The following is a 23,750-nucleotide window of genomic DNA, read 5'->3' as shown; positions in this document are numbered from 1 at the left end:
TTATGAATCCTGAATCTTTGATGGTTCAGCGACTGCCCCGGAGCATGACGCCTGCCGCTCCGGCAAGCAAGACCCAGCTCCAGACCGGCAGATCGGCCAGCCACTGCCCGGCGTGGGGCTGGCTGCCCACCAGGGCCGCGCCTGCCAGAACCAGGGCGATGAAGCCCCGGCGCCAACGGCGTTCGCTGCGCATTTGCTGCTCTTTCATCAGCGCCAGGGTTGCCCGGTTTTGCGCTTCGGTGGGACCGCTGGAGCGTATCTGAAGTAATGCGTCGTGAACCAACTGGGGCATCTCTGGCGATTGTTCGAGCCATGATGGCAGGTGGTTCTGCAGAGACTTGATCAGGCCTGACGGACCGATGCGTTTCCGCATCCAGTCTTCCAGAAACGGCTGGGCGGTACTCCACAGATCCAGGTCTGGATAGAGCTGGCGGCCAAGGCCTTCGACATTGAGTAGGGTTTTCTGTAACAGCACAAGTTGTGGCTGCACTTCCATGTTGAAGCGCCGAGCGGTCTGGAACAGGCGTAACAGGAAGTGACCAAAGGAAATATCCTTCAGGGGGCGCTCGAAGATGGGTTCGCACACCGTCCGAATGGCGGCCTCAAACTCGTTGACGCGGGTTTCCGGCGGCACCCAGCCAGACTGGATGTGCAGTTGTGCTACCTGGCGGTAATCCCGGCGGAAGAAGGCCAACAGGTTGCGGGCGAGATAGCTCTGGTCGTCGGGGGCCAGAGTGCCGACGATGCCGAAGTCGATGGCAATGTACTTCGGGTCGGCGGGATTGCTGACATCGACAAAGATATTGCCCGGATGCATGTCAGCATGGAAAAAGCTGTCACGGAATACCTGGGTAAAGAAGATCTCCACCCCTTTTTCCGCCAGTACCTTCATGTTGACGCCCGCCTTTTCAAGGGCGGGTACATCGGCAATAGGAATGCCGTGAATGCGTTCCATCACCAGCACCGATTTTCGGGTGTAATCCCAGTCGATAGAGGGGATGTAGATCAGCGGGGAGTTCTCGAAATTCCGGCGCAACTGGCTGGCGTTGGCGGCTTCCCGTTGCAGATCCAGTTCGTCATGGATGGTGGCGTCATAGTCTGCCACCACCTCCACGGGGTGCAGGCGCTTACCCTCAGACCAGTACTTTTCGAGCAGGCCGGCCATCAGGTACATCAGGCCCAGATCCTGGCGGATGACTTTTTCGATGCCGGGGCGCAAAACCTTGACCACCACCTTCTGGCCGTTGGGTAGGGTTGCGGCGTGCACTTGAGCCACCGACGCCGAGGCCATGGGGTCTGGACTGAACTCGGCAAACAGTTCCGAGACGGGCGCAGCCAACGATTTCTCGATAATGCCTCGGGCCTGTTCACTGGGGAACGGTGGAACCCGATCCTGTAGCTGTTTCAGGGATTCGGCCATGTCATCCGGCAATAGATCCCGGCGCGTGGAGAGAATCTGTCCGAACTTGACGAAAACCGGGCCCAGCTCTTCCAGGGCCAGGCGCAGGCGGTCACCCCGGCTCAGTTTTGGCTGCGGGAACAGGTGCCAGGGTGCCAGCAGAAAAAAGATTTTCAGCGGTGTGGGCAGTTCAGACAAGGGCAGAAACGTGTCCAGCCGGTAGCGGCAGAATACCCAGGCAATTCGGAACAGGCGTTGCAGGCGGGTCACAGGGTCTCCGTATTGTTATCGCTGCCGGGTGCTTGCAGTTGCTTCAGCCGAGCCTCCAGGCGTTCGGTGCGCAGGCTCAGCTCATCGATATCCTGAAAGGTGGCCTCCAGCTCCCGCCGGCCGGGCAGAGTGAGGCTCTCTTCGTGGACATATTCCTCCACATTGGCGTTCATGGTGCTGAACGCCTGGCGGCTCCATTTGACCGCCTGGCGGATGCGTTTGCCGATGAAATGGGCCGGCACATCGCCCAGGTAGTTTGCCATGGCCGCTTCCCAATCCGGTTGCAGCTGGTTCAGGGCGCGCTGTAGCTGGTGGGCCAGGGCCGTGTCGCCCTCCACCGTCAGGCGTTCGTCGGCAAATACCCGGTCATCGCCCAGTGCCAGGGCGGCAAAGGCGACCGGTCGCCCGGTGATGATTAACACCGGTTGCGGATCCGGCTGGCTGCGAACCTGCACCCGTTCGCCAACGCGATTCAGGGTCCAGTGCATGGTGACCGGGGCGGTAATGGTGAACTGAACCGGCCCGTCCAAGGCGCCCAGCAAGGCGCGCTGGCCCGCCGGGTCCAGTGTCAGCGCCCGGTTCAGGGCGCCCTCAATAATGGCGCCTGTCGCAGACAGCAGGGTCGGGCCGGGGAACATCAGGGCTTGATTCCCACGTGCAGGGCCACGATGCCGCCGGTCATGTTGTAGTACTTGCAGTTCACCAGGCCGGCAGTTTCCATCATGCCCTTCAGGGTTTCCTGATCCGGATGCATGCGGATGGACTCGGCCAGGTACTTATAGCTCTCGCTGTCCCCGGCAATCAGCTGGCCCATCAGGGGCAGGGCGGTGAAGGAATAGGTGTCGTAGGCCTTGCTCAGCAGCGGGTTGGTGGGCTTGGAGAATTCAAGCACCATCAGCTTGCCGCCCGGCTTAAGTACCCGGGCCATATCCCGCAGGGCCTGATCCTTGTCGGTTACATTGCGCAGGCCGAAAGCAATAGACACCGCCTGGAAACTGTTGTCCGGGAACGGCAGGTGTTCGGCATCGGCCTGTACGTATTCGATGTTGCCGGCGTAACCCCGGTCGGTCAGGCGGCTGCGACCCACCTGCAGCATGGAGGCGTTGATATCGGCCAGCACCACTTTGCCGGACGGGCCCACCAGATCGGAAAACTTCATGGTCAGGTCGCCGGTACCGCCGGCAATGTCCAACACCTGATGGCCCGGGCGTACGCCGCTCAATTCAATAGTAAAGCGCTTCCACAGGCGATGAATGCCCATGGACATCAGGTCGTTCATGAGGTCGTACTTGCCGGCGACACTGTGGAAAACCTGGGCCACCTGACCGGCCTTCTGGCTTTTCGGCACATTGCGAAAGCCGAAGTGGGTAACGTCGTCCTGGCCGTTGCCTTGGGTGCCCGGTGCTTGCTGCTCGCTCATGGAAGTTGGTCCTGTCAGAATCTAAGCCCTGTATTCTAACCTTTGAGGGGTTGGCTACAAGTTTATTGCCGGCTTACACTGTAAAACCGTTTCCAAATCACTGAGAAAACTGATTCATGTCTGTTATCGATATCCATCGCGCCCATTCCCTGGACAAGGAGCACGCCCGCGAGGCGGCCGAAACCCTGGCCAAGGATTTGTCCAAACAATTCGATGTCAATTACCAGTGGGAAGGCGATCTGCTGAAGTTCAAACGCAGCGGTGTCAAAGGGCAGCTGGATATTTCCGAGAACGACCTGCATATCCGGCTGGAGCTGGGGTTGATGCTTCGGCCCTTCAAATCCCGCATTGAGCAGGAGATTCACTCTCAGCTGGACCAGATCATCCAGGCCTGAATCCCGCTACAGGTCATCCGGCAGGGAGAAAGGGGTCGGGTGGCCCGACAGAATGTTGTCCATCACTCGTTGTTCCCGGCTGAGCAGGCGATCAATCAGCAGGTCGACCCGATTCATTTTCCGAAAGGCGCTGTAGCCCCGGTGCAGAAAGCTGTGCAGATCACCCAGGTCGGCCATCTCGGCCGGACCGCGGGTCATGGACAGTAGCCAACCGAGGGTGCGGTTGCGAACGTAGCGATCCAGTTCCTGTCCGGTTTCCGCTACCAGAGCCAGTTGTCGCTCGCGAATTGCAAGCTGTTTGCTGGCGCGATAAGCCTCGCAGTAACGCTCATCATCAAGACCTGTTGCCGAAAAGCCCTGCTGCGCCAGTATCTCTGCCAGCTCAAGATCGAGGCTCTGGGTAATCAGGTTGAGCTCGACCAGGCCGGCAAAGGTGGCCAGCAGGTGGTCGGGAAGCCATTTCACCATTTTCGGGAACACCCGGTCGATGTTGTCATCACGGCGGGTCATGCCGGCAGGGGCATAGAGGTCGGTCAGCAGAAATTCCAGGCCGGTGTGGTAGCCCGGGTGACGGTATAAATCCTGGTGCGTGTTTTTCAGCCGCTCTGCCTGCCAGTCTGCCACCTGGTGGGCCTCGTCCCGCAGGGGGTGCCCGGCCTTGTGTTGGCGGAAATCGTGGTATTCCAGCAGCAGGCGTTTCAGGCGGTGGGCGTTCTCCGTGTGCACATCCGTGGCAACCAGCCGCTCACGATACATTAAAGGCTCCAATCAACCGGGCAGAAAAGCGCCAGTTTAACGAAGCCTTGGGTGTGACGCACCTGCCCGTTTGCGTTGAATTCAGCCTTGGGCCGCAGCCTCGAGGGTTTCCAGGCCTGGCACCCATTCCTTGCTGTCCAGCGTGATGAAGTGGCTGGGGGCTTCGGTTTCGACAATGCGCATGGTGGTGGGGCTGGTGCGAGCGCTGGCCAGCATGGCCTGGCGATCCAGTATTCGGTCGGTGGCCGGTATCAGGAAAGTCCCATGGCGTACATGGCGATACACCGAGGTGTCGGTGCGCGCCATCCACTCCATGATGTTCTCGATGTTGCGAACAATGGTCAGGTGGTCTTTGGTGGCATAGAACAGTTTGCTCAACAATTGGCGTTTGCGCGGATTCATCTTGCCAAAGAAGGTCTGACCATAGGCCGACTGGGGGGCGCTGTTGATCAGACGAATCAACCAGGGCCACATGCCATGGCTGACCGGCTCCAGCAATGTGGTTACCAGCGCATGCAGTTTGCCCTGGGGTAAAACCGGCGCTTCCAGTACCACTTCCACGTTTTCGTAAAGCTCCGGCCACTGCCGGATGGCCTCCAGAATAACCGCGCCACCCCGGGAGTGGCCATGGATCCGGATATTCTCGGTGCTGGGCAGGTTCTGCAACGACTGATTCAGGATACAGGCATCGTATTCGATGGTGCCTTCCAGGTGCTTGATGGGCACTTCCCAGGCCGGATTCTCAGGTGTCACACCGTTCACCGGGATGTGATAGTTGCTGCAGGTGAGCAGAATCAGTTCTGTGGTGGGGCCATCGTAGGCCTGGGTGAAGTAACAGTGATTTTCAAGAAAACCATGTACGCCAATCACGGTGTGCGCTGCTGTGCCACTGTGATTTCGAACAGACACCGCACCCCGGCCCACGCGGTAAACCCGGCCGGAGAACATTTCGGAATAGGCGCTTTCGATCGGTTTGATCAGCTTGCGAACATGACTGGCTTTCATGATTCTTCTCCCTCCGGCCGCTTTTCGTTGTGTTATTGGTTTTGCTGAGCCGGTATGACATTTGTACCGTGAATGCCGAACGGGTTTAGTGGCGCCAGTGCCTTAAAAAATGGTGTGTTGGGGCCAATTGGCCGATCCGGGACACGGTTTTATAACCATGGCACCGGGCCATATAACCAGTATAGGACTGAACAGTTACTCACGTGTAATTTTTTGTAACTGTGTGCGGAGCGTCCGAGGATGGAGCCGCTATCCGGACTCTGGCACAATGCCGGATTGGTTTTCTTTTATACAGGCACGCTATTGATCGGGGATAATCGGGTTTGAGCCAGGAGCAATCGCATCTCATGCTGCCTTCGGATTCAGCCTGGCTGGCTCTGGAACGGCCCGAAAACCCGATGACCATCACCATTATGCTGAGGGTCGACGGGCTGACGCCGACCCGTTTCCGGGAGTTTCTGGAGGTATACTGGCTGGCCTGGGAGCGGTTCCGTTGCCGCCCGGTATGGCGTGCGCCCGCCTGGTATTGGGAAAAAGACCTGACCTTCTCCGCGCCCCAGCATCTTGACGTGGCGCTGGACCGGTTCGAGCCGGAACAGTTGCAGGACTGGGTCTCGGAGCGCCTGAACGAGCCCTTACCGCTGTATCGTCCACGCTGGAAATTCTGGTTGGCCCCCAACGCCAGGGGCGGTGCGGCATTGTTGCTTCGTCTGCACCATTGTTATGCCGACGGTCTGTCATTATTGGGCATATTTGATCATCTGTGTCCGCCTTCACCGCGTCAGTATCCCGCTATCTATGGTGCACCAGAGGAGCCGCGTGCCGGCCGCTGGATGAACGCAGCGCAGACCTGGCTGGAAGGCCGGATTACAGAACTGATGCCAGTGCCCGGGCCCCGGGAAGCCCCCGGAGCTACTCAGAAGCAGGGCGAGAGCGGAGTTCTGGGCAAGGGGGTTCGGCTTGTACACGAACTCAGTGAGTTTCTGGCGACACCGGAGGACTCTCCGTCTGACCTTAAGCGTCCATTGCTGGGGCGGCGCCTTTGTCGGTGGTCGACGCCGGTCCCTCTGGCCCGCTTCCGGGAGATCGCCGGGCTTACCAGTACCACCATCAATGATGTCTTGCTTGCCTGCGTGGCCGCTGCGGTCAGACCGCGCCTTGGCCTCTGCGACGAGGCCCTCGACGAAGCGGTCATGCATGCGGCTGTGCCTGTGGATATCCGGGCGCGTTTGCCGGAAGGCATTCGGCCGGGCGCGCTGGAACCGGGTAATTGTTTCGGAACGGTGTTTGTTCCCCTGCCTGTCGATGGTGAAAGTGCTCTGGAACGATTGTTCCGGATCAAGCATGAAACCCGGAAGCTGAAACGAAGCTGGCAACCGGGCCTCGCGTGGGGGCTGACCGCCTCGGCTGCGCTTCTGCCCGAGCCTGGACGTCGACCGCTGGCCGATCTGTTTTTCAGGAAGGCCTCGGCCGTGGTCTCGAACGTTCCCGGCACGCCAGAGCGTCGTTACCTCGCTGGTTGCGCTATCACGGAACAGATGTTCTGGGTACCCCAGGCGGGCGATATTGGCCTGGGCGTAAGCATCGTCAGCTACGCTGGCCAGGTGCAATTCGGTGTGGTCGCGGATGAAGCCCTCATGGCCGATCCTGCAGATTTTCTCCATGACTGCCTGCAGGAACTCGGACATTTCCCGAGCCAGTCTTAGTCCTAAAGTCCGATCTCTGATGCCTCCTAAATGAGCAGGGAATCTGCTCTCACGACCAATACTCCCCTCCCGGTCATTCACTGACCATGAACCTCAGGCGCCTTATCGCGCCGTGGAGCCGGTGCTGATGCCGGCTCTTTCATCCCAGATTCCGAACAATAAACCGGGGGAAGTATGAACAACAACAAACTGAAACAGTCGGGGTTGGCCATTGCCGTGGCCGCGATGATGGGGGCCAGCGCCAGTGCCCAGGCAGCGGTTGAAGTATACAGTCAGGACGGAACCAGTTTTTCGGTGGATGGCTACTTCAACGCGTTTTACGTGAACCGTGACGACAGCGTCAACGATGTTCGCAATTCTGATGTCAAGATGGGTTTCCTGCCTAACACCATCGGATTCAATTTCAGCAAGGACATGGGCGAACTTACGCTGGGTGGCCGTTCTTCATTCTGGACCACCATCAACGACAGCCTCCAGTCGCCTACGGATACCAGCATTGATGTCCGACAGCTGTATGCCACAGTGGACGGAAGCTTTGGCCAGGTGCTGATCGGGAAAGATTTCGGGTTGTACGCCCGATCCAACATCTTCCTGGATGAGTTGCTGATGGGCTTTGGATCGCCGGGTGCGGCCACCGGGGTCTCTTTTGGCAACATCCGCACCGGGTATCCGTACCCGAATCCCTCTGCGCAGATTACCTATCGCTCGCCAGATATGTCGGGCCTGAACGTGGCTGTGGGTATTTTCGAGCCCGCCAACACAACGCCCGGCGCTGAGTCCGAGCAATCCGCTCCGCGGCTTGAAGCAGAGTTGACCTACGCGACGGAGCTGCAGGGCGTCTCGCTGACCGGCTGGCTCAATGGGCGTCATCAAAGCTCAGAGAATGCCACCACAGAGATCGACAGCCAGGGTATTGGCTACGGGGTCAAGGCCTCGGTGGCCGGTCTTTCCCTGACCGCCTCCGGCTTTACCTCCGAGGGAGATGTTCCGGTTCTGATCACCGATGCGGCCCTCGCCTCAGAAGAGGATGCGGATGGTTATCTGATTCAGGGTTCCTACACCCTTGGGGCAAACCGGTTCGTGTTGTCGTACGGGGAAACGGACTCTGACCAGGGAGACTTTGAGACCGAGAACACTTCCGTTGCCGTGTTTCATGATGTGAACAGCAATTTCAAACTCGTTGCGGAATACAACATGTTTGAGCAGGACGTGAAATCTTCGGGCGCTGAAGCGGCAGACACAGACACCCTCGCCATTGGCGCGATTGTCATGTTCTGATCCCACCCCGATGCCACGGCAGGACCAGGGTGCTTTCCGGTCCTGCAGTGGCTGTCTCAGACTAAAGTGCCGGTTTCTTGCGGCAAAAATCGCGCATCATCGCTGGCCATTGATTCGGGAGTTTTATAATCAATGAGTTACGCCGAATTCGGAACGCCGATAAAGAGCACCGAAGTCGAATTTTCCTCTACCAGCATCGGCGTAGAATCGGCAGGGATGTCGAAGCTTCCGAGAGCTGTTTCCATGAATCCAGATGCATCCGCAGTAGCGGTCCGGGTTGCCAGTGCCACCGTCCGAGACCCGGAACTGGCCGCGGCCGAGCTCGCCCGGCAATTGCAGCATGAGCATCTGGGTTGTGTTCTGTTCTTCTGTTCGGCGGAATTCGATCTGGAAAAACTGGGGCCAGCGCTGCAGGCTGCCTTTCCGCAAACCCGGATTTACGGCTGTACCTCGGCCGGGGAGATTACCGAACAGGGATACGGACGCGGGTGCATCAGTGCTTTGGGGTTCGATGCCCGTTTTTTCGCGATTGACTGCGCCCTGATCAGTGAGCTGGAGCGTTTCACTTTGCAGGATGCCCAGCAGGTGATCGACGGTTTGCTGTCTACCTGTCGGGAGGCCCGGCTTGCGCCGGTAAAAGGCAACACCTTCGCGATAACGATGCTGGATGGTCTTTCAAGCCGGGAGGAGTTGGTGCTGGCTACCCTGAATGCCGCATTGGGTACCATTCCTCAGTTCGGCGGCTCTGCCGGGGACGATGAGCGCCTGGCTGATACCCATGTATTCTTTGATGGCCGCTTCCACAGCGCTGCGGCCACCGTGATGCTGGTCAATACGCCTCTTGATTTCCGGGTGTTCTCAACACATCACATGCAGGCTCAGGATGAAAAGCTGGTGGTGACGCTGGCCTGTCCCGAAAGCCGCACCGTTTATGAGCTGAATGCGGAACCCGCCGCCGAAGTCTATGCCCGGACGGTGGGGGTGCCGCTGGCAGAGCTGGATCGAGGTGTGTTTGCCCTTCATCCTCTCGGCGTTCGGGTCGGGGGTAACCATTTTGTCCGCTCCATCCAGAGGGTAAACCCTGATGGCAGCCTCACATTCTACTGCGCAGTTGAAACCGGCATTGTGATGGTGGCGATGAATCCCGGGTCGTTATTGGAGAGCGTTCGGACTCAGATTGAGGCGTCTGAGCGGGTGGTGGGTAAACCTTTGGTCACTCTGGCCTGCGACTGCTTCCTGCGGAGACTGGAAGCCGAGCTGACCGGGCAACTGGATGCGGTTTCCGAATTCCTGACCGAGCACCGGGTGGTGGGCTTTAACACCTACGGTGAGCAGTTCAATGGCATGCATATCAATCAGACCTTCACGGGGGTGGTCATTGGCCAGCCTGAATGCAGTATCGAGTGACTCCACTCTGCGCTCATCGTCCGAGAAAGACGCCAGAATTGCACAACTGGAGGATGAGAATCGTCGGCTCCGAAGCATTCGCGACGCATTGATTGACCGCGTGGAGTCCGGTGCCAGCCATAAGCCAGCCCCCTACGCTGCGTTTGAGCACTCGGTTATTCTCGCCGAGCAGGTCCGTGAACGGACCGAGGCGCTGAATCTCGCCATGGAGGAGCTCAAGGTCAGCAACAAGGCGTTGAACCGCGCAAGGGAGGAAGCGGAGACCTCCCGGCAGCGCCTGAGCGATGCCATTGAGAGTATTGCGGACGGCTTTGTGTTGTTCGATCGGGAACACCGCCTGATTCAGACCAACAGCCGTTTTCGGAGTTACTGGCGGCACGCTGGTGTGCCTGTCCCGGTGCCAGGTACCCATATTCAGGCAGTGAAAAGGTTGGCCCTGAGCTCGGGGTTGATTGTTGAGGAGCACAGTCACGAGGAGGCCGAGGGCACCGTTTTTCTGTTATCCAACGGCCGCTGGGTTCAAATGACTGAGCGCTCTACCCGGGAGGGCGGCCAGGTTGTGCTCTACTCGGACATTACGGACGTCAAGAACAGTGAGATGGCACGGCGGATCAAGGCGCTGGAAGAGAGTGAGCGCTGGATTCGAGTCGTCACGGATCATGTGCCGGCGCTGATCGCCTATGTCGGCGCGGATCTGACAGTCCAGTTCTGTAACAAGGTCTATCAGTCCTGGTACGGTCGCAACGGCGTTTCGCCGTTGGGTAAACACCTGGAAGAGGTGCACTCCGAAGATTTTTACCAGCGTCTGCTGCCTCAGATACTGGAAGTCCTGGACGGCCATAGCGTTAACTTTGAGTTTGAAGAAACCGGTGAGCATGGTGACCAGCGTTATATGCTGCGATCCTACGTGCCGAATCGCGATGAGACCGGTGAGGTAACTGGTTTTTTTGTGCTGATTCGCGATATCACCGAGCGTCGCAAAACGGCGATTGCGCTGGAGCGGGCCTATGACGATCTGGAACATCGGGTGCGGGAGCGCACGGCCGCACTGACCGGCCTGAACGAGCAGTTGCGCCAGGAGATATCCGAGCGTTCCGCTGCCGAGTCCAGGCTCCGAGAGGCCAAGCGTGAAGCGGAGCAGGCGAACCTGTCGAAAACCAAGTTTCTGGCCGCGGTCAGTCACGATCTGTTGCAGCCTCTGAATGCGGCTCGTCTCTTCACCAGCGCTTTGCTCGAACAGAGTTTCGGGCCGAAGGCTGAAGGTCTGGTGAGATCCGTCAGCACCTCACTCGACGATGTCGAAAACCTGTTGGGCACGTTGGTCGACATCTCCAAGCTGGACGCGGGGGTGATCACACCCGATGTGACCGCCTTTGATCTCAGAGACCTGCTCAACAATATCGCCAGGGAGTTCCGGCAAATGGCGTTGGCCGAGGGGTTGCGCCTCGATTTCGTACCCTCATCAGCGATTGTTCACTCTGATTCCCAGTTGCTGGCCCGAATCCTGCGGAATTTCCTGACCAACGCCATCCGCTACACGGAACAGGGGCGAATTGTCCTCGGTTGCCGCCGTCAAGCGAACCATGTGCTCCTGCAGGTGTGGGATACCGGGGCGGGTATTCCCGGTGACAAGCTCACCGAAATCTTTCAGGAGTTCAAACGCATCCGACCGATGGGCGGCCAGGGCGATAAGGGCCTGGGGCTCGGGCTGGCGATCGTGGACAAGATTGCGCGAATGCTGGGGCATGAGGTTTCGGTCTCTTCGGAGGAGGGCCGGGGGTCAGTGTTCAGCGTCCGTGTGCCGCTCGGGAAGCTTCGACCAGCCCCGCCGGCCCCCAGAGATACCGGGGTCGTGTCAGCAGATCATGGGCTGTCCGGTGCCCGGGTGTGGGTGATTGATAACGATCTGGCCATTTGCCAGGGTATGAAAACCCTGCTTGAAGGGTGGGATTGTCAGGTAGTTACGGCCATCTCTGCGGATGACCTGGCGGCCAAGGTCGATGTCGTCAACGCTCGGGTCGATTTAATCCTGGCGGATTATCACCTGGACAATGACGAGAATGGTGTGGATGCCGTAGCCATCATCAACCGTCAGCGCCACCGGCCAGCTCCAGTTCTGATGATCACCGCGAATTACACCAATGAACTCAAGCAACATATCAGGGAGCTCGGTTATCTGCTGATGAACAAACCGGTGAAACCGCTCAAGCTGCGCAGTGTGCTGACTCACGTGATCCGGACCTGAGGAGCCGCTGGTTCATCCGGAAAGCGCGCCCGGCCGGCTGTCCAGGCGTCGGTTTCAGCGCTTCAGGTATTGATTGAAATCGACATCGCCTGCCGACAGGATGGCCTGGACCCGGTTGTGCACGCCGAGTTTGCGGAGTATTGCAGATACATGAGCCTTGACCGTGGTCTCGGCAATGTTCAGGTTGTAGGCGATCTGCTTGTTGGATTCGCCCTTCGCCATCCGCTCCAGTACCAGAAGCTGTCGCCGGGTAAGGGAGTTCAGCAATTCCGGCGAGATCGGGTTTTCGTCGCTCCGAACCCGTCGCTGGCTGCTCTCTTTCCCGGTGCGAATGATATCGGACGGAAGATAGACGTTGCCGTTCAGGATCTGCTGGATGGCATCGGTCATCTGCGCTCGTGGTGAAGACTTGGTGATAAAGCCGCAAGCTCCGTAGGTGATGGCCTGGAGAACGACCTGTTTGTCTTCCTCCGCTGAAACGATCACGACCGGGATGGTTGGGGCCTCGTTTCTCAACGAAATCAGTCCGTTCAGGCCATGCATACCCGGCATGTTCAGATCCAGCAGAATCAGGTCGAGATCGTCGTTCTCCCGGGTTATCTCCAGGGCGCTGTCCAGATCATCGGTTTCCAGAATTTCAGTGCCGGCAAAGCCTGAGGCGATGACGCTACTGATGGCTTCGCGGAACAGAGGGTGGTCGTCAGCGATCAGGATCTTGTAGACCGGGTCCATGGGTGCGTCCGCCTGTTGTTGATCATTGTCGGGGGTAGATTCCGGATCATCATAGCGGTTTTCGGAAGAGAGTGCGGCATCGAGCTCGTTCAGCATGGCGGCCTCCTGTGGAGAGAATCGCCGGCTTCCGGTTCGATTCCCTGCTTATTATTGTGATTCTCTCATTACACGCGATCTGCGCCAGAGGTTGAATGCGACCATCGCACCAAAAAACAGGCACCAAAGTACTATTCTTGCGCCGGGGTGCGGTTCGTATCGTTGAGTCATGAACGCGCCAATACATACAACACGCTCTCCCGGCCACCCTGTCGGTCGCCACTGGTTGCTTACCGCCCTCACAGCGCTGTTGTTGCTCGTGGGGTGCCCGGTGGTGATCGCGGCGGGCGATGACGATGGGAGTGATCTACCGGTTTTGTCCCTGAGTGTTCTCCAGTTTGGCACCGCCCATTGGGAACTGGATCATCTGCAGTATCGGGGCCTCGACAGGGCCAACGGATTCCGGCTTGAATTGTTGCCGGTGGCGAATCTGCCGGCCTCGAGGCTGGCAGTGACAGCGGGGTCTGTCAACGGTGCCGTCGCCGATCTGCTCTGGACTCAGTTCCGGTATCAGGCGGGGGCCTCCTACCTGTATTTGCCGTTTTCCTCCCGGATTGGCGAGATACTGGTGGCCGAGACGTCTGATATATCCACACTGGCAGACCTGCCGGGCAAACGCATTGGTGTCGCTGGCGGACCTGACAGCAAAGGCTGGGTTCTGCTGAATCGTGTAGCCGCCCGACAAGGGATAGATCTGTCGGCGTCTGCGTCAGTCCAGTTTGCCGCACCTCCGTTGCTCAGCCAGTCCCTCAAGCGGGGGCAGTTGGATGTCATCGTGACCTATTGGCATTTTGCGGCACGAATGCAGGGGGCGGGTGGATGGCGGTCGGCGTTCAGTATGGCCGAGTTGCTGACAGAGCTTGGCCTTGAGCGCCAACTGCCGGTGCTCGGTTATGTGTTCCCCGAAGACTGGGCCCGGCAGCATGCTGATCTCATTGATCGGTTTGCCGTCGCCCTGGCTGGCACGAAAGCCGAACTGGTCCGAGAAGCGGGGCACTGGGACCGTCTCCGGCCATTAATGGGGCATCCTGCGGATGGTGTATTCGAGGCGCTCAGACGGGGATTTGTGCAGGGTGTTCCTGGATCTCAGACCGACCAGCGCATCGCTGATATGAAACAGTTGCTGATTCTGACCGGCGCCGACCCGTCACAGTTAATGCCCGACGACCTGTTCTATCGGTGGCAGCCATGAACGTGGGAACGGCGCGCCCGCCGATCTGGAGCTACTGGATTGTGCTGCCTGGCCTGATGATGGTGTGGGCGATGACTGCTGGGTATCTGGGTTCCCCTTTGTTGCCGGGTCCGATGGAGGTACTGGATACCCTTGTCAGAGAGTCCTCCTCAGGCCAGCTCTGGATGCACCTGGGGGCAACCTTGTCCCGCGTTATCCTGGCGTTTTCCCTGGCAATGCTGCTCGGTACCGCTATTGGCCTGGTGTTGGGGCGATCACGCACCTTCAATGCGCTGTTCGATCCTCTGCTGGTGCTCATGCTTAACCTGCCTGCTCTGGTGACCATCATTCTGATGTACGTCTGGTTCGGACTGGTGGAAACTGCGGCTGTGATGGCCGTCGTCGTAAACAAGATACCCAATGTCGCGGTGACGGTGAGGGAAGGAGCCCGGAGCCTTGATTACCGGCTTGAGCAAATGGCCAGCGTGTACCGATTCTCCCTATGGCAGCGGTTGCGCGATGTCTGGATGCCCCAGCTTTTTCCCTACCTGATGGTGGCGACGAGAGGAGGTTTGGCGCTGATCTGGAAGATTGTCCTGGTCGTTGAGTTGCTCGGCCGATCGAATGGGGTCGGATTTCAGTTGCACATGGCGTTCCAGGTGTTCGATGTGTCCGCCATCCTGGCATACAGTCTGGCGTTTATCGCCGTGGTGCAACTGATCGAGCTCGCGATACTGCAGCCACTTGAAAACCGTTCCAGCAGATGGCGCCAACCGGAGTCGGTCCATGCTTGAGTTGCGGATCGCCGGTCGGGATTTCGGTCAGCCGGTGCTGGGTGAGATCTTTGTGGGTATTGAACGGGGCGACCGTATCTGTCTGATGGGCCCTTCGGGCATTGGCAAGACCACACTGCTGAATGCCATTGCCGGTCTTGATAAATCGATTCCGGAATCGGCCGTGCTGGGGCGTGAGGTGCTTCGGGTGGGGTACCTGTTTCAGGAGCATCGCCTGCTGCCCTGGAAGAGCCTGATGTCGAACCTCAGGCTGGTTGGCGCCAGCAAACGGGAAGCCGAGGAATTGCTGATGCAGGTTGGCCTCGCCGGTTACGGGGCCTATCTGCCAGACCAGTTATCCCTGGGAATGGCCAGGCGAGCGGCCTTGGCGCGATGCCTGGCTGTTAAACCGGACCTGCTGTTGCTGGACGAGCCGTTTGCCTCGCTGGATCCGATCATGGTCGCCGAACTCAAAGCGCTGGTCTCCGGGATTCTGGACGCGCAGCCGGATATGGCGATGATCTGTGTGACTCACGATGACAAAGATGTCGTGAGTCTGGCTAACCGTCTGTGGTACCTGAATGGGAAGCCGGCCAGTTTGCAATGGACCGACACGGTGGGCGATCCCCAACGATTGGAAAAACTGCTGGGAAGGTTGCGACATGGGTAGTCGCGTCGCGCTCGTGGTGTCAGGTTTCGTCGAATTCCGGCAAACCTTGGGTCATCGCGAGCTCTGACCGGCTTGCGGCATGTTCCATGACCGTCCTTTGTGCACGGAGTTTTCTCTTGAAGGATGCAATCTCCGTTTCCGGAATGGCTGCGGCGGTCGGGATGTCGGCCGTCAGGGGATCAACCGGGCGACCATTAATGTGGAACTCAAAATGAAGGTGGGGGCCGGTGCTGCGCCCGGTATTTCCTGACAAGGCAATTTTCTGTCCGCGCTCTATCGCAGCGCCTTTACGAACCAGGATCTTATGGAGATGCAGGTACCGTGTGGTGTGCATCCCCCCATGCTCGATGTCGATGTATTTGCCGGCGTAGGGGTGGTTTCCAACGCGGGTCACGATGCCGTCTCCGGTACTGAGTACCGGGGTGCCCGTTGGTGTCGCCAGATCCACCCCGTTGTGAGGTGCGGTACGCCCTGACACGGGGTGTAATCGCCTGGGGTTGAAACGTGAGCTCACACGGTATTGCTTCCGGGTGGGCAGGCGCAGAAAGGCGGGCGTCACACTCTCGCCCTTCTCATCGTAGTAATTGCCATCGTCATGAAGAAAGGCGTAATGGGTTCTGGCACTGCGTTCCAGAGACAGGGCTTCGATGCGGGTCTTGCCGGTGCTTTGGGTGCCCGTCATTTCGTGGCCAATGATGATGGAGAACCGGTCGCCGGCCCTGAGATCCCTCCGGAAATTGAGTTGGCTACCCAGAAGCTGGTCGATGAGAAGGATCTGCGCCTGCGTTACGCCCGCTTGCATAGCTGAGGCGTAAAAACTGCCATTGATCGTGCCCCTGAGCACCTCGGAGACCCAAAACGTCTCTTCCTCAAAAGCCTGATGCACGAAGGTGCCATCGGTTTGGCGCGAGTAGGTCACATGGCGTGCCGGGTCGAGAAACAGAACCAGTTCTGAAAACTGCCCTTGCTCATTGAAGTGCAGTACGAGTCGGGTTCCGGGCTTCAGGGTTTCCAGATGCAGATACTCGGCGTCTGCTGCCAGAACCTCCTGGAGGTCCTCCAAAGGCGCGTTGTTTGCGCGGAAAATCCGGCTTAACGTGTCTCCAGTTTCCACACGCCAATCAACGGTTATCCCCTTAGGGCGCTCCGCCGCCTGCAGGTCTTCCGTGCCGGCTGGTCCAACGGCCTCTGCCGGAGCTGAGGCTGTTTGTTTTCCGCGCTCCGGCGATTCCGATGCCGGTGATGAGCTGAGTGGTGTCAGGCTTAATCCCAGCAGAACTGCGGCTACTGCGCCAAGGACCAGTTTATGGGAGGGTGAGGACATGGCGTATAGCTTCACTAAAAGAGGCTTCATGCGGTGTTCCGCTGGCTCCGCAACAATGACAGGGGCGGATATTATAACAGTTATGATTTCTCTGTTTTTCCGGATTCCTCGGAGTAGCCGGATTCACCCGTGGTGATGTGCTTCAATCGCCATGATGGCCTACTTCCAGGCAGGAAAGGGATCATTGAGGGTCTGCCAGAATTCCTTGCCCGCGAGCAACTGCTCGTCATCCAGCAGGCATGCATCCAGCTGGCGGGTTATGACGTCGCGATCCAGGTTCTGGCCAATGAACACCAGCTCCTGGCGCATGTCGCCGAAGGGTTCCTCCCAGCTTTCCATAATGGCCGTTCGGTATTCCGGGTCTTCTGGCCAGTTACTTTCCGGCACGGCTTTCCAGAACATGCCGGCAAAACCATAGCGGGCAATACCGCCGGCCTGACTCCAACTGCCTGCGAATTCGGGGCGGGTTGCGAGCCAGAAATAACCCTTGGAGCGGATCAGTTTGCCTTTCGAAGTCCCCTCGTGCAGGAAATCGTAGAATTTGGCGGGATGGAAAGGTCGGCGTGCGCGATACACGAAGCTCGAAATGCCATACTCTTCGGTTTCAGGAATGTGCTCGCCGCGCATTTCCTTGAGCCATCCGGGTGCCTGCTGAGCACGCTCGAAACTGAAACGGCCGGTCTCCAGCACCTTGTCGAGCGGCACTGCGCCCTGGGAGATCGGAATAATTTCCGCTTCTGTGTTTAGGCTGCGAAGTACTCCTTTGAGTCGTTCCTGATCTTCCGGGCTGGCCAGGTCGGTCTTGCTGATGAGCAGGATGTCACTGAACTCGATCTGGTCCACCAGCAAATCCGCAACGCTACGCTCGTCTTCCTCACCAAGGCTCTCGCCGGTTTCCAGGAGTGACTGGGCCTCGTCATAGTCTTTCAGGAAGTTCACCGCATCCACCACGGTGACCATGGTGTCCAGGCGGGCGATATCCGACAGGCTGACGCCGTCTTCGTCGGCAAAGGTAAACGTCTCAGCCACCGGCAGGGGTTCTGAGATACCGGTGGACTCGATCACCAGGCAGTCAAAGCGCCCTTCGGATGCCAGTTTCCGGACCTCGACCAGCAGATCCTCCCGGAGCGTGCAGCAGATGCATCCGTTGCTCATCTCCACCAGTTTCTCTTCCGAACGGTTGAGCGTGACCTCCTGCTGGACCTGGGCGGCATCGATGTTGACCTCGCTCATGTCGTTCACGATCACCGCCACGCGTTTGCCCGCGCGGTTATTGAGTATGTGGTTGAGAACCGTGGTTTTGCCGGCGCCCAGGAAGCCGGACAGAACCGTAACCGGTAACCGCGAGTCAGATTGGTTCATTCGTAAACTCCTGCGTTTTTCCGCTACGCGCCGCGTCCACGGCGCTTTACTTTAGGTATGTTATAACATAACATTTTCGGCCCTGAAACGTTACCTGTTTTTAAGTTCGTTCCGATCGCCGGCAGGCACGGAGGTTGTCCATGACAGTAGAGTCCAATTCAGTGTCCGGTCCTGTGGCTGTTCACGGGAGCAGGCCTGAATGTCTGACAGAGATATTCCGGGATGAGGCCAATCTCGCGGTCTGGCGCCGGGAACCGCGCACGGAATGCCTTGAGTTTGCCCGCCATTTCGCGTCAGAAATTTCCAGCTTCGAGCGCTTTGTGGCGCAGGAGAAAGACGAACCTGTTGATGAGATTCTTCCCGGCTGGGCACTGGCGGTGTCTGGCGCCCGGGCGTGGCTGGCGGATGTCAGGGAACTGATCGCCATGTATCGATGCCTGTTCGAGCCTGCTGCCGTGGGGATTCGGGTTCATGTGCTGGCTGACACCATGTGTCCCCGGTTTCACACCGACCGGGTTCCAGCTCGATTGCTGGTGACCTATTCGGGACGCGGGACCGAGTGGCTTGCAGAACCGGATGTTCTGCGCCCTCTAACCCCGGGCCCGTTGCCGGAGCAGCCAGTTGCGGAGAACCGCATCCAGGTCATGCCAACCGGCTCGGTTGCGATTCTCAAGGGAGAAGCCTGGATTGGCAACGAAGGTCGCGGCCTCGTTCACCGCTCGCCCGCGCCGGGTGATACCCCAAGGCTGGTTCTGGGACTGGACTGGCTTTCCTGAAGCAACAAAAGCAATGTTATAACATTAACTAAGGAGTTTTTGATGTCTGATCAATTCCGCCAATTCCCCTTCAGCCTGCGACCGATTGCTACCTCTGCGCTGCTGGTTTCGGCTGCAATGCTGACGGCCTGTGGCGGTAGCAGCAGCTCTGAGGATGAGCACGAGCACACGGAGATCGACACCGCCGGTCGTCTGGCCCTGTTCGATTCCGACGCTTCGCAGCTCAAGGTACTGGACCTCGACAACAGTGAAGTGCTTGCCTCCATGGCCATGAATGGTGAAGCGCCGCGCCTCTATGCCTCACCCGGCAATCGGTATGCGGTCGCTATCCAGCGGGGCGACGATCTGGTGTCGTTTGTTGACGGTGGGCTGTATACCGAGGACCACGGCGATCACATGCATGATTACGCAGAGACGCCGAGCATGCTGACCCTCACCCTGAACGATCACAAACCGACGCACTATTCTTCGGGTGAATCGGAAGGTGTCGTTTTCTTCGACGGTGGTGAGGCCGCAAGCTCGAAAGTGACCGTGTTTTCCGATGCAACTCTGGGAAGTGGCACCACCGTGGCCAGCCTTCAGCTGGAGAACAACATGCACGGTGTTGCCAAGATGATCGATGGCCATCTGTTTGTGACCTATCGGGACAGCTCAATCACGGACACCACGCTGCCAGCGGCGGTTGAACGTTACCACCTGGACGGCAGCAGCTTCGAATTCGAAGAACGCTACAGCCAGGCTTGCCCGAGGCTTCACGGTGCTGCCGCCAATGCCCATAGCCTTGGCTTTGGCTGCAGCGATGGCGTTCTGGTGATTGATCTGCAGGAAACCGGTTATCCGGCCACCAAGCTGGCGAACCCCGAGGGCCTGGCGGAGGGCGCTCGCATCGGAACCGTGGTTGCCAATCACGATGTTGAGGAGCTGGTCGGCATTGCCGGTGACCGTCTGTTCGCGATCCATCCGGAATCCACCACTGAGGTCTACCACGAGCTTGACCTCGGGGAGGGCGTTGGCCGCCTGGCCCAGGGCTTCACGACCCACGGGGAGGTCTTCTATGTGCTCGGCGATGATGGCGGCCTGAGGTTGTTTGACCCGTCTAACGATTGGCAACTGATCACCACGGTTGAGTTGATGGCCGCGCCGGGTGAAGAGGACACGATGGCCGTGACCACGTCTGCCGCCCAGGAGCGACTGTTCGTGCTGCACAACCAGTCTGTGATCGAAGTGGATACCACCGATGGCGATATCGTTCGGACCATCGACCTCGGTTTCAGTGCCTCTGCCATCGCCTGGCTGGGTCTGGCCGAAGCGGGCCACGACCACGATCACGACGACGAGCATTCCCACTAATCTGCTTTCAATCCCGCGGGGCGCGTCGACGCGCCCTGCTGCTTTATATCCGGAGTCCCTATGTTTAAACGTTTTGCTCCTTTTGCCATTTTTCCATTGGCCATGACGGCGGGCTGGGCAACCGCCAAAGAACTCAATCCGGACGTCAGTGTGACGCTGGACGGATACTACAAACAGAACGAGACCGCTCTGTCCCATCGCGAGCAGGGCTTCGGCCTCGGCCACACAGAACTGTCCCTGTCTTCCCCGATTGATGACCTGTTCTCCGGCCGACTCACCGCTGTATTCGAAGAGCACGACGGTGAGAGTGAGGTACTGATTGAAGAGGCGTATCTGCAAACGAACGGGTTACCGTACGCACTGAACGTTCGGGCAGGGCGGTTCCTGTCGCAGGTGGGCTATCTGAATGGGCGCCATATGCATGAGGACGACTTTGTCGAGCGCCCGGCCGCCTATCGCGCGATGCTTGGCAGCCACTATTACGACACCGGGGCACGCCTGAACGTGTTGTTGCCAACGCCTTTTTTCTGGCAGGTCGGTGCGGAAGCCTTTGCTGGTGACCAGCTGACTGAGGGTGAGGAAGACATTGGTGTTTACACCGTCAATACCCGGCTTGGTGGTGATATCAGTCTGTCACAAAGCTGGCAGTTGGGGCTCTCCTGGCTGCGGAACCGCCATGCGAAATCGGCGGAAACCGGGGACGGCAGCCACGATCACGATCATGAGGAAGGGCACGACCACAGCCACGGTGCGGCCTACACCGGCGAAAACCTCTATATCGCCGATCTGGTCTGGAAGTGGTCTCCCAACGGCAACAACCGCGAGCAACAGCTGACGCTCAGCGGCGAATACCTCTATGCGGATGAGCTGAACCAGTTTGCGGCGTCTGACGATACCAATGAAGGCTGGTACGTTTCCGGCGTTTACCAGTTTGCGCCCCAGTGGTCGGCGGGCGTTCGTTACGGTGAGGTGGATCTTCAGGAAGCCCACGGCGATCACTTCCACAACCAGACCCTGGAAGAGACCGACGTGATGCTGTCCTGGTCCCGTTCTCACTTCTCCACGGTACGGCTGCAGTACACCCATCAGGAAGCGACCGGGTTCAGCAACGCCGACAATACCGTGATGGTGCAGTACGTCATGTCCCTCGGTGCCCACGGCGCCCATGGGTACTGATATGACACTTCGTAACGCCGTTGCGGCACTGTTGTTGATCGTGACAGCCGTGCCGGCCCAGGCCCAGCTTCGGGTGTTCGCCTGTGAACCGGAATGGGCGGCCCTGGTTCGGGCGCTGGTGCCGGATGCTGAGCTCACCACCGCCACCAGTCACCTTCAGGATCCTCACTACATCGAGGCTCGGCCAAGCCTGATTGCGGCGGTGCGGCGTGCGGATATTGCTGTCTGCACCGGTGCTTCGCTGGAAGCCGGCTGGTTGCCCATGCTGCTTCAACGGGCCTCGAACCCGGACATTCAGGCCGGGCGCCCGGGCCTGTTCTTTGCCGCCGACCATGCCCAGCTGCACGCCCCCCACGATCACGTGGATCGGAGCATGGGCGATGTGCACCCCGAAGGTAATCCTCATGTGCACCTGTCGCCGGATCAGTTGCCAGAGATTGCCCGTGCCCTGGCAAAGCGCCTGGGAGAGATTGAACCGGAGAGGGCTGTCGCCATACAGGGCCGCTACATTCGCTGGCGGGGCGACTGGAATGGCCTGCGTGCCGAGTGGCGGGCCAGGGCAGAGGCACTCAGAGGACAATCTGTGGTGGTTCAGCACTCCAACTTCGGCTATCTGTTGCGATGGCTGGGTGTGGAAACGGCAGCGGATCTGGAACCAAAACCGGGGTTGCCCCCCAGCGCCAGCCATTTGAGCCAGTTGCTGGCTAATCCAGAACTGGAGGATGCCAACGCCATCCTGATTGCCAGCTACCAGGATCCGCAGCCGGGAGAATGGCTGGCGGAGCAAACCGGACTGCCGGTGGTTGTGGTGCCCGGCACGGTGACGGGCGAGGCGCCGGCGGACACCCTGGGTGGGCTGATCAGCGAGATTATCCGCCAGGTTGAGTCGGCTGCAGCCGGAGCCTCCCATGACGGAGTATGAATGGCTGCTCCTGCCAGCAGCAGGCAGTGCCATGCTCTGCCTGCTGCTGGTCCCGTTGGGTTATCAGGTGATTGCCCGAGGCGTGATCTTTGCGGATCTGGCCATTGCCCAGTGGGCGGCATTGGGCACCCTGGCCGGCGTGTATTTTCCGCCTAACCACACCCTGGCTGGCGCACCGGTCAGCAGCCTGATTTTTGCGCTACTGGCGGCCGTGGTGGTTCACCTGATCTTCCGTCGTCTGGCACATGCGAAGGAGGCGTGGATCGGTATCCTCTACGTGGTCGGGGCGAGTCTCGCGGTGCTGTTGGTCAGTGGCGATCCCCACGGCGCCCAGGCGCTCCAGAGAGCCGCGTCGGGTGACCTGCTATGGGCCAGTTGGCCCGCGGTGCTTGCCGTTGGCATGCTCTCTGCGCTGGTCTGGTTGCTAAGCCTGTGGCGCCCTGGCTGGATGACGGGTGCGGTTTTCATGCCGGTTTTCGCGGTGGCGGTGACCTATTCGGTCTCCCTGGCTGGCATCTACGTGGTGTTTGCGACCTTGATTATGACACCGCTGATCCTCGGCTCCCTTGTCGGTAAAGGGCCTTTCCTGGCCGCTTGCTGTGGCATTGCCGGGCACCTGTGTGCGGTAGTGGTTTCCGTAATGTTCGATGTACCGGTCGGCCCGGCCATCGTGGTGGCGAGCCTCGCCATGTCACTGCTCTGGTTGTTCGTCCTACGCGGGCTTGCTGCGCAGAACCCGGGTGCGCTGGGGCCGGAAGCCGGCCGTGGCCAGTAACGCCAGCACCGCCGTCACGCCCGCGGTAATACCGAAAGCCATCGGGTTCCACTCCAGGTACAGGGAAAACCGGATGGCTTCCACCGCATGGGTGAAGGGATTGAACTGGCAAATCCAGTAAAGCCAGGGGCTGGCCTCTTTCATGCGCCAGAGCGGGTAGAGCGCCGAGGACATGAAGAACATCGGGAAGATGACGAAATTCATTACCCCGGCGAAGTTCTCCAGTTGCTTTATCCAGGTGGCGATCAGCAGGCCCAGAGCGCCCAGCATGAGGCTGGTCAGAATCAACGCCGGCAGCACAGCCAGGTAACCCCACAATGGCGGCTCGACATCCACCAGCAGGGCCAACAGCAGGAAGACATACACCTGGCCGATGGAGACCACGCCCATGGCCAACAGTTTGGTCACCAGCAGGAAGGGGCGAGGCAGAGGGCTCATGAGGAGCACCCGCATGCTGCCCAGCTCCCGGTCATACACCATGGACAGGGCGCCCTGCATGCTGTTGAACAGGATGATCATGCCGCACAGACCGGGCGCGATGTAGGTTTCATAGGTGATGTAGGTGTCGTAGGGCGGAATGATGGAAATGCCCAGCACAGCCCGGAAACCGGCGGCGAAGACCACCAGCCAGAGCAGCGGCCGGACCAGAGCGCTGGCAAAGCGAGTGCGCTGCTGCCAGAACCGGAGCCATTCCCGTGTCTGGATACCTACAAAACAATGCCAGTAGTGAGCTGCTTTCATA

The 23,750-nt window shown here is 59.1% G+C and carries 22 protein-coding genes; 13 read left to right on the top strand and 9 right to left on the bottom strand.

The annotated features are described in order from the left end of the window. Window positions 1-25: 25 nt before the first annotated feature. The 3 genes from ubiB to ubiE are packed head-to-tail and all read right to left on the bottom strand — an operon-like array spanning window position 26 to window position 3,089. Complete coding sequence (gene ubiB, locus MARHY_RS15715) at window positions 26-1,669, bottom strand: ubiquinone biosynthesis regulatory protein kinase UbiB (RefSeq protein ID WP_014422687.1); 1,644 nt, start codon at window positions 1,667-1,669, stop codon at window positions 26-28. Next, window positions 1,666-2,307 carry a ubiquinone biosynthesis accessory factor UbiJ gene (locus MARHY_RS15710; protein WP_014422686.1) on the bottom strand — a complete coding sequence of 214 codons (642 nt, stop codon included), beginning with the start codon at window positions 2,305-2,307 and terminating at the stop codon, window positions 1,666-1,668. Before MARHY_RS15710 ends, ubiB begins: the two co-directional genes overlap by 4 nt. After that, complete coding sequence (gene ubiE, locus MARHY_RS15705) at window positions 2,307-3,089, bottom strand: bifunctional demethylmenaquinone methyltransferase/2-methoxy-6-polyprenyl-1,4-benzoquinol methylase UbiE (protein ID WP_014422685.1); 783 nt, start codon at window positions 3,087-3,089, stop codon at window positions 2,307-2,309. Before ubiE ends, MARHY_RS15710 begins: the two co-directional genes overlap by 1 nt. 116 nt (window positions 3,090-3,205) lie before the next feature. Between ubiE and MARHY_RS15700 the strand changes: the two genes are divergently transcribed. Then, a complete protein-coding gene (locus tag MARHY_RS15700; protein WP_011786826.1) occupies window positions 3,206-3,484 on the top strand; it encodes a polyhydroxyalkanoic acid system family protein in 279 nt (92 codons plus the stop codon). 6 nt (window positions 3,485-3,490) lie between these two features. Here MARHY_RS15700 and MARHY_RS15695 read toward each other — a convergent pair whose 3' ends face one another. Next, entirely contained in the window at window positions 3,491-4,240 is a 750-nt protein-coding gene (locus tag MARHY_RS15695; RefSeq protein WP_014422684.1) for a DUF8198 family protein, read from the bottom strand. Between the two features lie 81 nt (window positions 4,241-4,321). Next, window positions 4,322-5,245, bottom strand: coding sequence for a hypothetical protein (locus MARHY_RS15690; RefSeq protein ID WP_011786824.1), 924 nt, complete (start codon window positions 5,243-5,245; stop codon window positions 4,322-4,324). A gap of 347 nt (window positions 5,246-5,592) precedes the next feature. On the opposite strand from MARHY_RS15690, the gene MARHY_RS15685 reads away from it, so the two are divergent. The 4 genes from MARHY_RS15685 (at window position 5,593) to MARHY_RS15670 (ending at window position 11,881) form a co-directional block, all read left to right on the top strand. Beyond that, window positions 5,593-6,951, top strand: a complete 1,359-nt coding sequence (locus MARHY_RS15685; RefSeq protein ID WP_014422683.1) for a WS/DGAT domain-containing protein — start codon at window positions 5,593-5,595, stop codon at window positions 6,949-6,951. Window positions 6,952-7,125: 174 nt separating this feature from the next. After that, window positions 7,126-8,229: a porin gene (locus tag MARHY_RS15680; protein ID WP_014422682.1), complete on the top strand. Its 1,104-nt coding sequence runs from the start codon at window positions 7,126-7,128 to the stop codon at window positions 8,227-8,229. A gap of 243 nt (window positions 8,230-8,472) precedes the next feature. Then, window positions 8,473-9,636, top strand: a complete 1,164-nt coding sequence (gene nosP / locus MARHY_RS15675) for a nitric oxide-sensing protein NosP (protein WP_041655635.1) — start codon at window positions 8,473-8,475, stop codon at window positions 9,634-9,636. Continuing rightward, the gene (locus MARHY_RS15670) at window positions 9,608-11,881 is read left to right on the top strand and encodes a hybrid sensor histidine kinase/response regulator (RefSeq protein ID WP_014422680.1); all 2,274 of its coding nucleotides are present in this window, start codon (window positions 9,608-9,610) and stop codon (window positions 11,879-11,881) included. The genes nosP and MARHY_RS15670 overlap by 29 nt, the downstream gene beginning before the upstream one ends. A gap of 54 nt (window positions 11,882-11,935) precedes the next feature. Here MARHY_RS15670 and MARHY_RS15665 read toward each other — a convergent pair whose 3' ends face one another. Continuing rightward, window positions 11,936-12,613: a response regulator gene (locus MARHY_RS15665; RefSeq protein ID WP_031210333.1), complete on the bottom strand. Its 678-nt coding sequence runs from the start codon at window positions 12,611-12,613 to the stop codon at window positions 11,936-11,938. A gap of 265 nt (window positions 12,614-12,878) precedes the next feature. On the opposite strand from MARHY_RS15665, the gene MARHY_RS15660 reads away from it, so the two are divergent. From MARHY_RS15660 to MARHY_RS15650, 3 genes are read left to right on the top strand one after another with little or no spacing between them, the layout of a single operon-like run. Continuing rightward, window positions 12,879-13,901, top strand: a complete 1,023-nt coding sequence (locus MARHY_RS15660; protein WP_050999027.1) for an ABC transporter substrate-binding protein — start codon at window positions 12,879-12,881, stop codon at window positions 13,899-13,901. Continuing rightward, complete coding sequence (locus MARHY_RS15655) at window positions 13,898-14,674, top strand: ABC transporter permease (RefSeq protein WP_014422677.1); 777 nt, start codon at window positions 13,898-13,900, stop codon at window positions 14,672-14,674. Before MARHY_RS15660 ends, MARHY_RS15655 begins: the two co-directional genes overlap by 4 nt. Beyond that, entirely contained in the window at window positions 14,667-15,323 is a 657-nt protein-coding gene (locus tag MARHY_RS15650) for an ATP-binding cassette domain-containing protein (RefSeq protein WP_014422676.1), read from the top strand. Before MARHY_RS15655 ends, MARHY_RS15650 begins: the two co-directional genes overlap by 8 nt. 19 nt (window positions 15,324-15,342) lie before the next feature. Here MARHY_RS15650 and MARHY_RS15645 read toward each other — a convergent pair whose 3' ends face one another. Continuing rightward, complete coding sequence (locus MARHY_RS15645; protein ID WP_226374351.1) at window positions 15,343-16,677, bottom strand: peptidoglycan DD-metalloendopeptidase family protein; 1,335 nt, start codon at window positions 16,675-16,677, stop codon at window positions 15,343-15,345. Window positions 16,678-16,806: 129 nt separating this feature from the next. Continuing rightward, a complete protein-coding gene (gene zigA, locus MARHY_RS15640) occupies window positions 16,807-18,009 on the bottom strand; it encodes a zinc metallochaperone GTPase ZigA (protein ID WP_014422674.1) in 1,203 nt (400 codons plus the stop codon). Between the two features lie 140 nt (window positions 18,010-18,149). On the opposite strand from zigA, the gene MARHY_RS15635 reads away from it, so the two are divergent. The 5 genes from MARHY_RS15635 to MARHY_RS15615 are packed head-to-tail and all read left to right on the top strand — an operon-like array spanning window position 18,150 to window position 23,008. After that, window positions 18,150-18,785 carry a DUF1826 domain-containing protein gene (locus MARHY_RS15635; protein WP_014422673.1) on the top strand — a complete coding sequence of 212 codons (636 nt, stop codon included), beginning with the start codon at window positions 18,150-18,152 and terminating at the stop codon, window positions 18,783-18,785. A gap of 42 nt (window positions 18,786-18,827) precedes the next feature. Then, a complete protein-coding gene (locus tag MARHY_RS15630) occupies window positions 18,828-20,135 on the top strand; it encodes a hypothetical protein (protein WP_014422672.1) in 1,308 nt (435 codons plus the stop codon). A gap of 60 nt (window positions 20,136-20,195) precedes the next feature. Then, complete coding sequence (locus tag MARHY_RS15625; RefSeq protein ID WP_014422671.1) at window positions 20,196-21,311, top strand: hypothetical protein; 1,116 nt, start codon at window positions 20,196-20,198, stop codon at window positions 21,309-21,311. A 1-nt stretch (window position 21,312) separates the two neighbouring features. Further along, window positions 21,313-22,233 carry a metal ABC transporter solute-binding protein, Zn/Mn family gene (locus tag MARHY_RS15620; protein WP_014422670.1) on the top strand — a complete coding sequence of 307 codons (921 nt, stop codon included), beginning with the start codon at window positions 21,313-21,315 and terminating at the stop codon, window positions 22,231-22,233. Beyond that, window positions 22,220-23,008 (top strand): metal ABC transporter permease, encoded by a 789-nt coding sequence (locus MARHY_RS15615; RefSeq protein WP_014422669.1) that lies wholly within the window; start codon window positions 22,220-22,222, stop codon window positions 23,006-23,008. Before MARHY_RS15620 ends, MARHY_RS15615 begins: the two co-directional genes overlap by 14 nt. Here the strand turns inward: MARHY_RS15615 and MARHY_RS15610 are convergent. Further along, window positions 22,946-23,749, bottom strand: coding sequence for a lanthanide ABC transporter permease protein PedC (locus tag MARHY_RS15610; RefSeq protein ID WP_014422668.1), 804 nt, complete (start codon window positions 23,747-23,749; stop codon window positions 22,946-22,948). The genes MARHY_RS15615 and MARHY_RS15610 overlap by 63 nt on opposite strands. Window position 23,750: the final 1 nt, after the last annotated feature.

It is taken from the genome of Marinobacter nauticus ATCC 49840, assembly GCF_000284615.1.
Lineage (GTDB): Bacteria > Pseudomonadota > Gammaproteobacteria > Pseudomonadales > Oleiphilaceae > Marinobacter > Marinobacter nauticus.
The sequence above is the reverse complement of the archived record's forward strand: the minus strand, read 5'-3'. Positions and strand labels throughout refer to the sequence as shown.

Bases quoted from the DNA above. Each gene is read 5' to 3' on its own strand.
- MARHY_RS15650 (WP_014422676.1), top strand. From the start codon at position 14,667: ATGCTTGAGTTGCGGATCGCCGGTCGGGATTTCGGTCAGCCGGTGCTG.
- MARHY_RS15615 (WP_014422669.1), top strand. From the start codon at position 22,220: ATGACGGAGTATGAATGGCTGCTCCTGCCAGCAGCAGGCAGTGCCATG.
- zigA (WP_014422674.1), bottom strand. From the start codon at position 18,009: ATGAACCAATCTGACTCGCGGTTACCGGTTACGGTTCTGTCCGGCTTC.
- ubiE (WP_014422685.1), bottom strand. From the start codon at position 3,089: ATGAGCGAGCAGCAAGCACCGGGCACCCAAGGCAACGGCCAGGACGAC.
- MARHY_RS15620 (WP_014422670.1), top strand. From the start codon at position 21,313: ATGACACTTCGTAACGCCGTTGCGGCACTGTTGTTGATCGTGACAGCC.
- MARHY_RS15710 (WP_014422686.1), bottom strand. From the start codon at position 2,307: ATGTTCCCCGGCCCGACCCTGCTGTCTGCGACAGGCGCCATTATTGAG.
- MARHY_RS15690 (WP_011786824.1), bottom strand. From the start codon at position 5,245: ATGAAAGCCAGTCATGTTCGCAAGCTGATCAAACCGATCGAAAGCGCC.
- MARHY_RS15630 (WP_014422672.1), top strand. From the start codon at position 18,828: ATGTCTGATCAATTCCGCCAATTCCCCTTCAGCCTGCGACCGATTGCT.
- MARHY_RS15665 (WP_031210333.1), bottom strand. From the start codon at position 12,613: ATGGACCCGGTCTACAAGATCCTGATCGCTGACGACCACCCTCTGTTC.
- MARHY_RS15660 (WP_050999027.1), top strand. From the start codon at position 12,879: ATGAACGCGCCAATACATACAACACGCTCTCCCGGCCACCCTGTCGGT.
- MARHY_RS15680 (WP_014422682.1), top strand. From the start codon at position 7,126: ATGAACAACAACAAACTGAAACAGTCGGGGTTGGCCATTGCCGTGGCC.
- MARHY_RS15685 (WP_014422683.1), top strand. From the start codon at position 5,593: ATGCTGCCTTCGGATTCAGCCTGGCTGGCTCTGGAACGGCCCGAAAAC.
- MARHY_RS15695 (WP_014422684.1), bottom strand. From the start codon at position 4,240: ATGTATCGTGAGCGGCTGGTTGCCACGGATGTGCACACGGAGAACGCC.
- MARHY_RS15655 (WP_014422677.1), top strand. From the start codon at position 13,898: ATGAACGTGGGAACGGCGCGCCCGCCGATCTGGAGCTACTGGATTGTG.
- MARHY_RS15635 (WP_014422673.1), top strand. From the start codon at position 18,150: ATGACAGTAGAGTCCAATTCAGTGTCCGGTCCTGTGGCTGTTCACGGG.
- MARHY_RS15700 (WP_011786826.1), top strand. From the start codon at position 3,206: ATGTCTGTTATCGATATCCATCGCGCCCATTCCCTGGACAAGGAGCAC.
- nosP (WP_041655635.1), top strand. From the start codon at position 8,473: ATGAATCCAGATGCATCCGCAGTAGCGGTCCGGGTTGCCAGTGCCACC.
- MARHY_RS15645 (WP_226374351.1), bottom strand. From the start codon at position 16,677: ATGAAGCCTCTTTTAGTGAAGCTATACGCCATGTCCTCACCCTCCCAT.
- MARHY_RS15610 (WP_014422668.1), bottom strand. From the start codon at position 23,749: ATGAAAGCAGCTCACTACTGGCATTGTTTTGTAGGTATCCAGACACGG.
- MARHY_RS15625 (WP_014422671.1), top strand. From the start codon at position 20,196: ATGTTTAAACGTTTTGCTCCTTTTGCCATTTTTCCATTGGCCATGACG.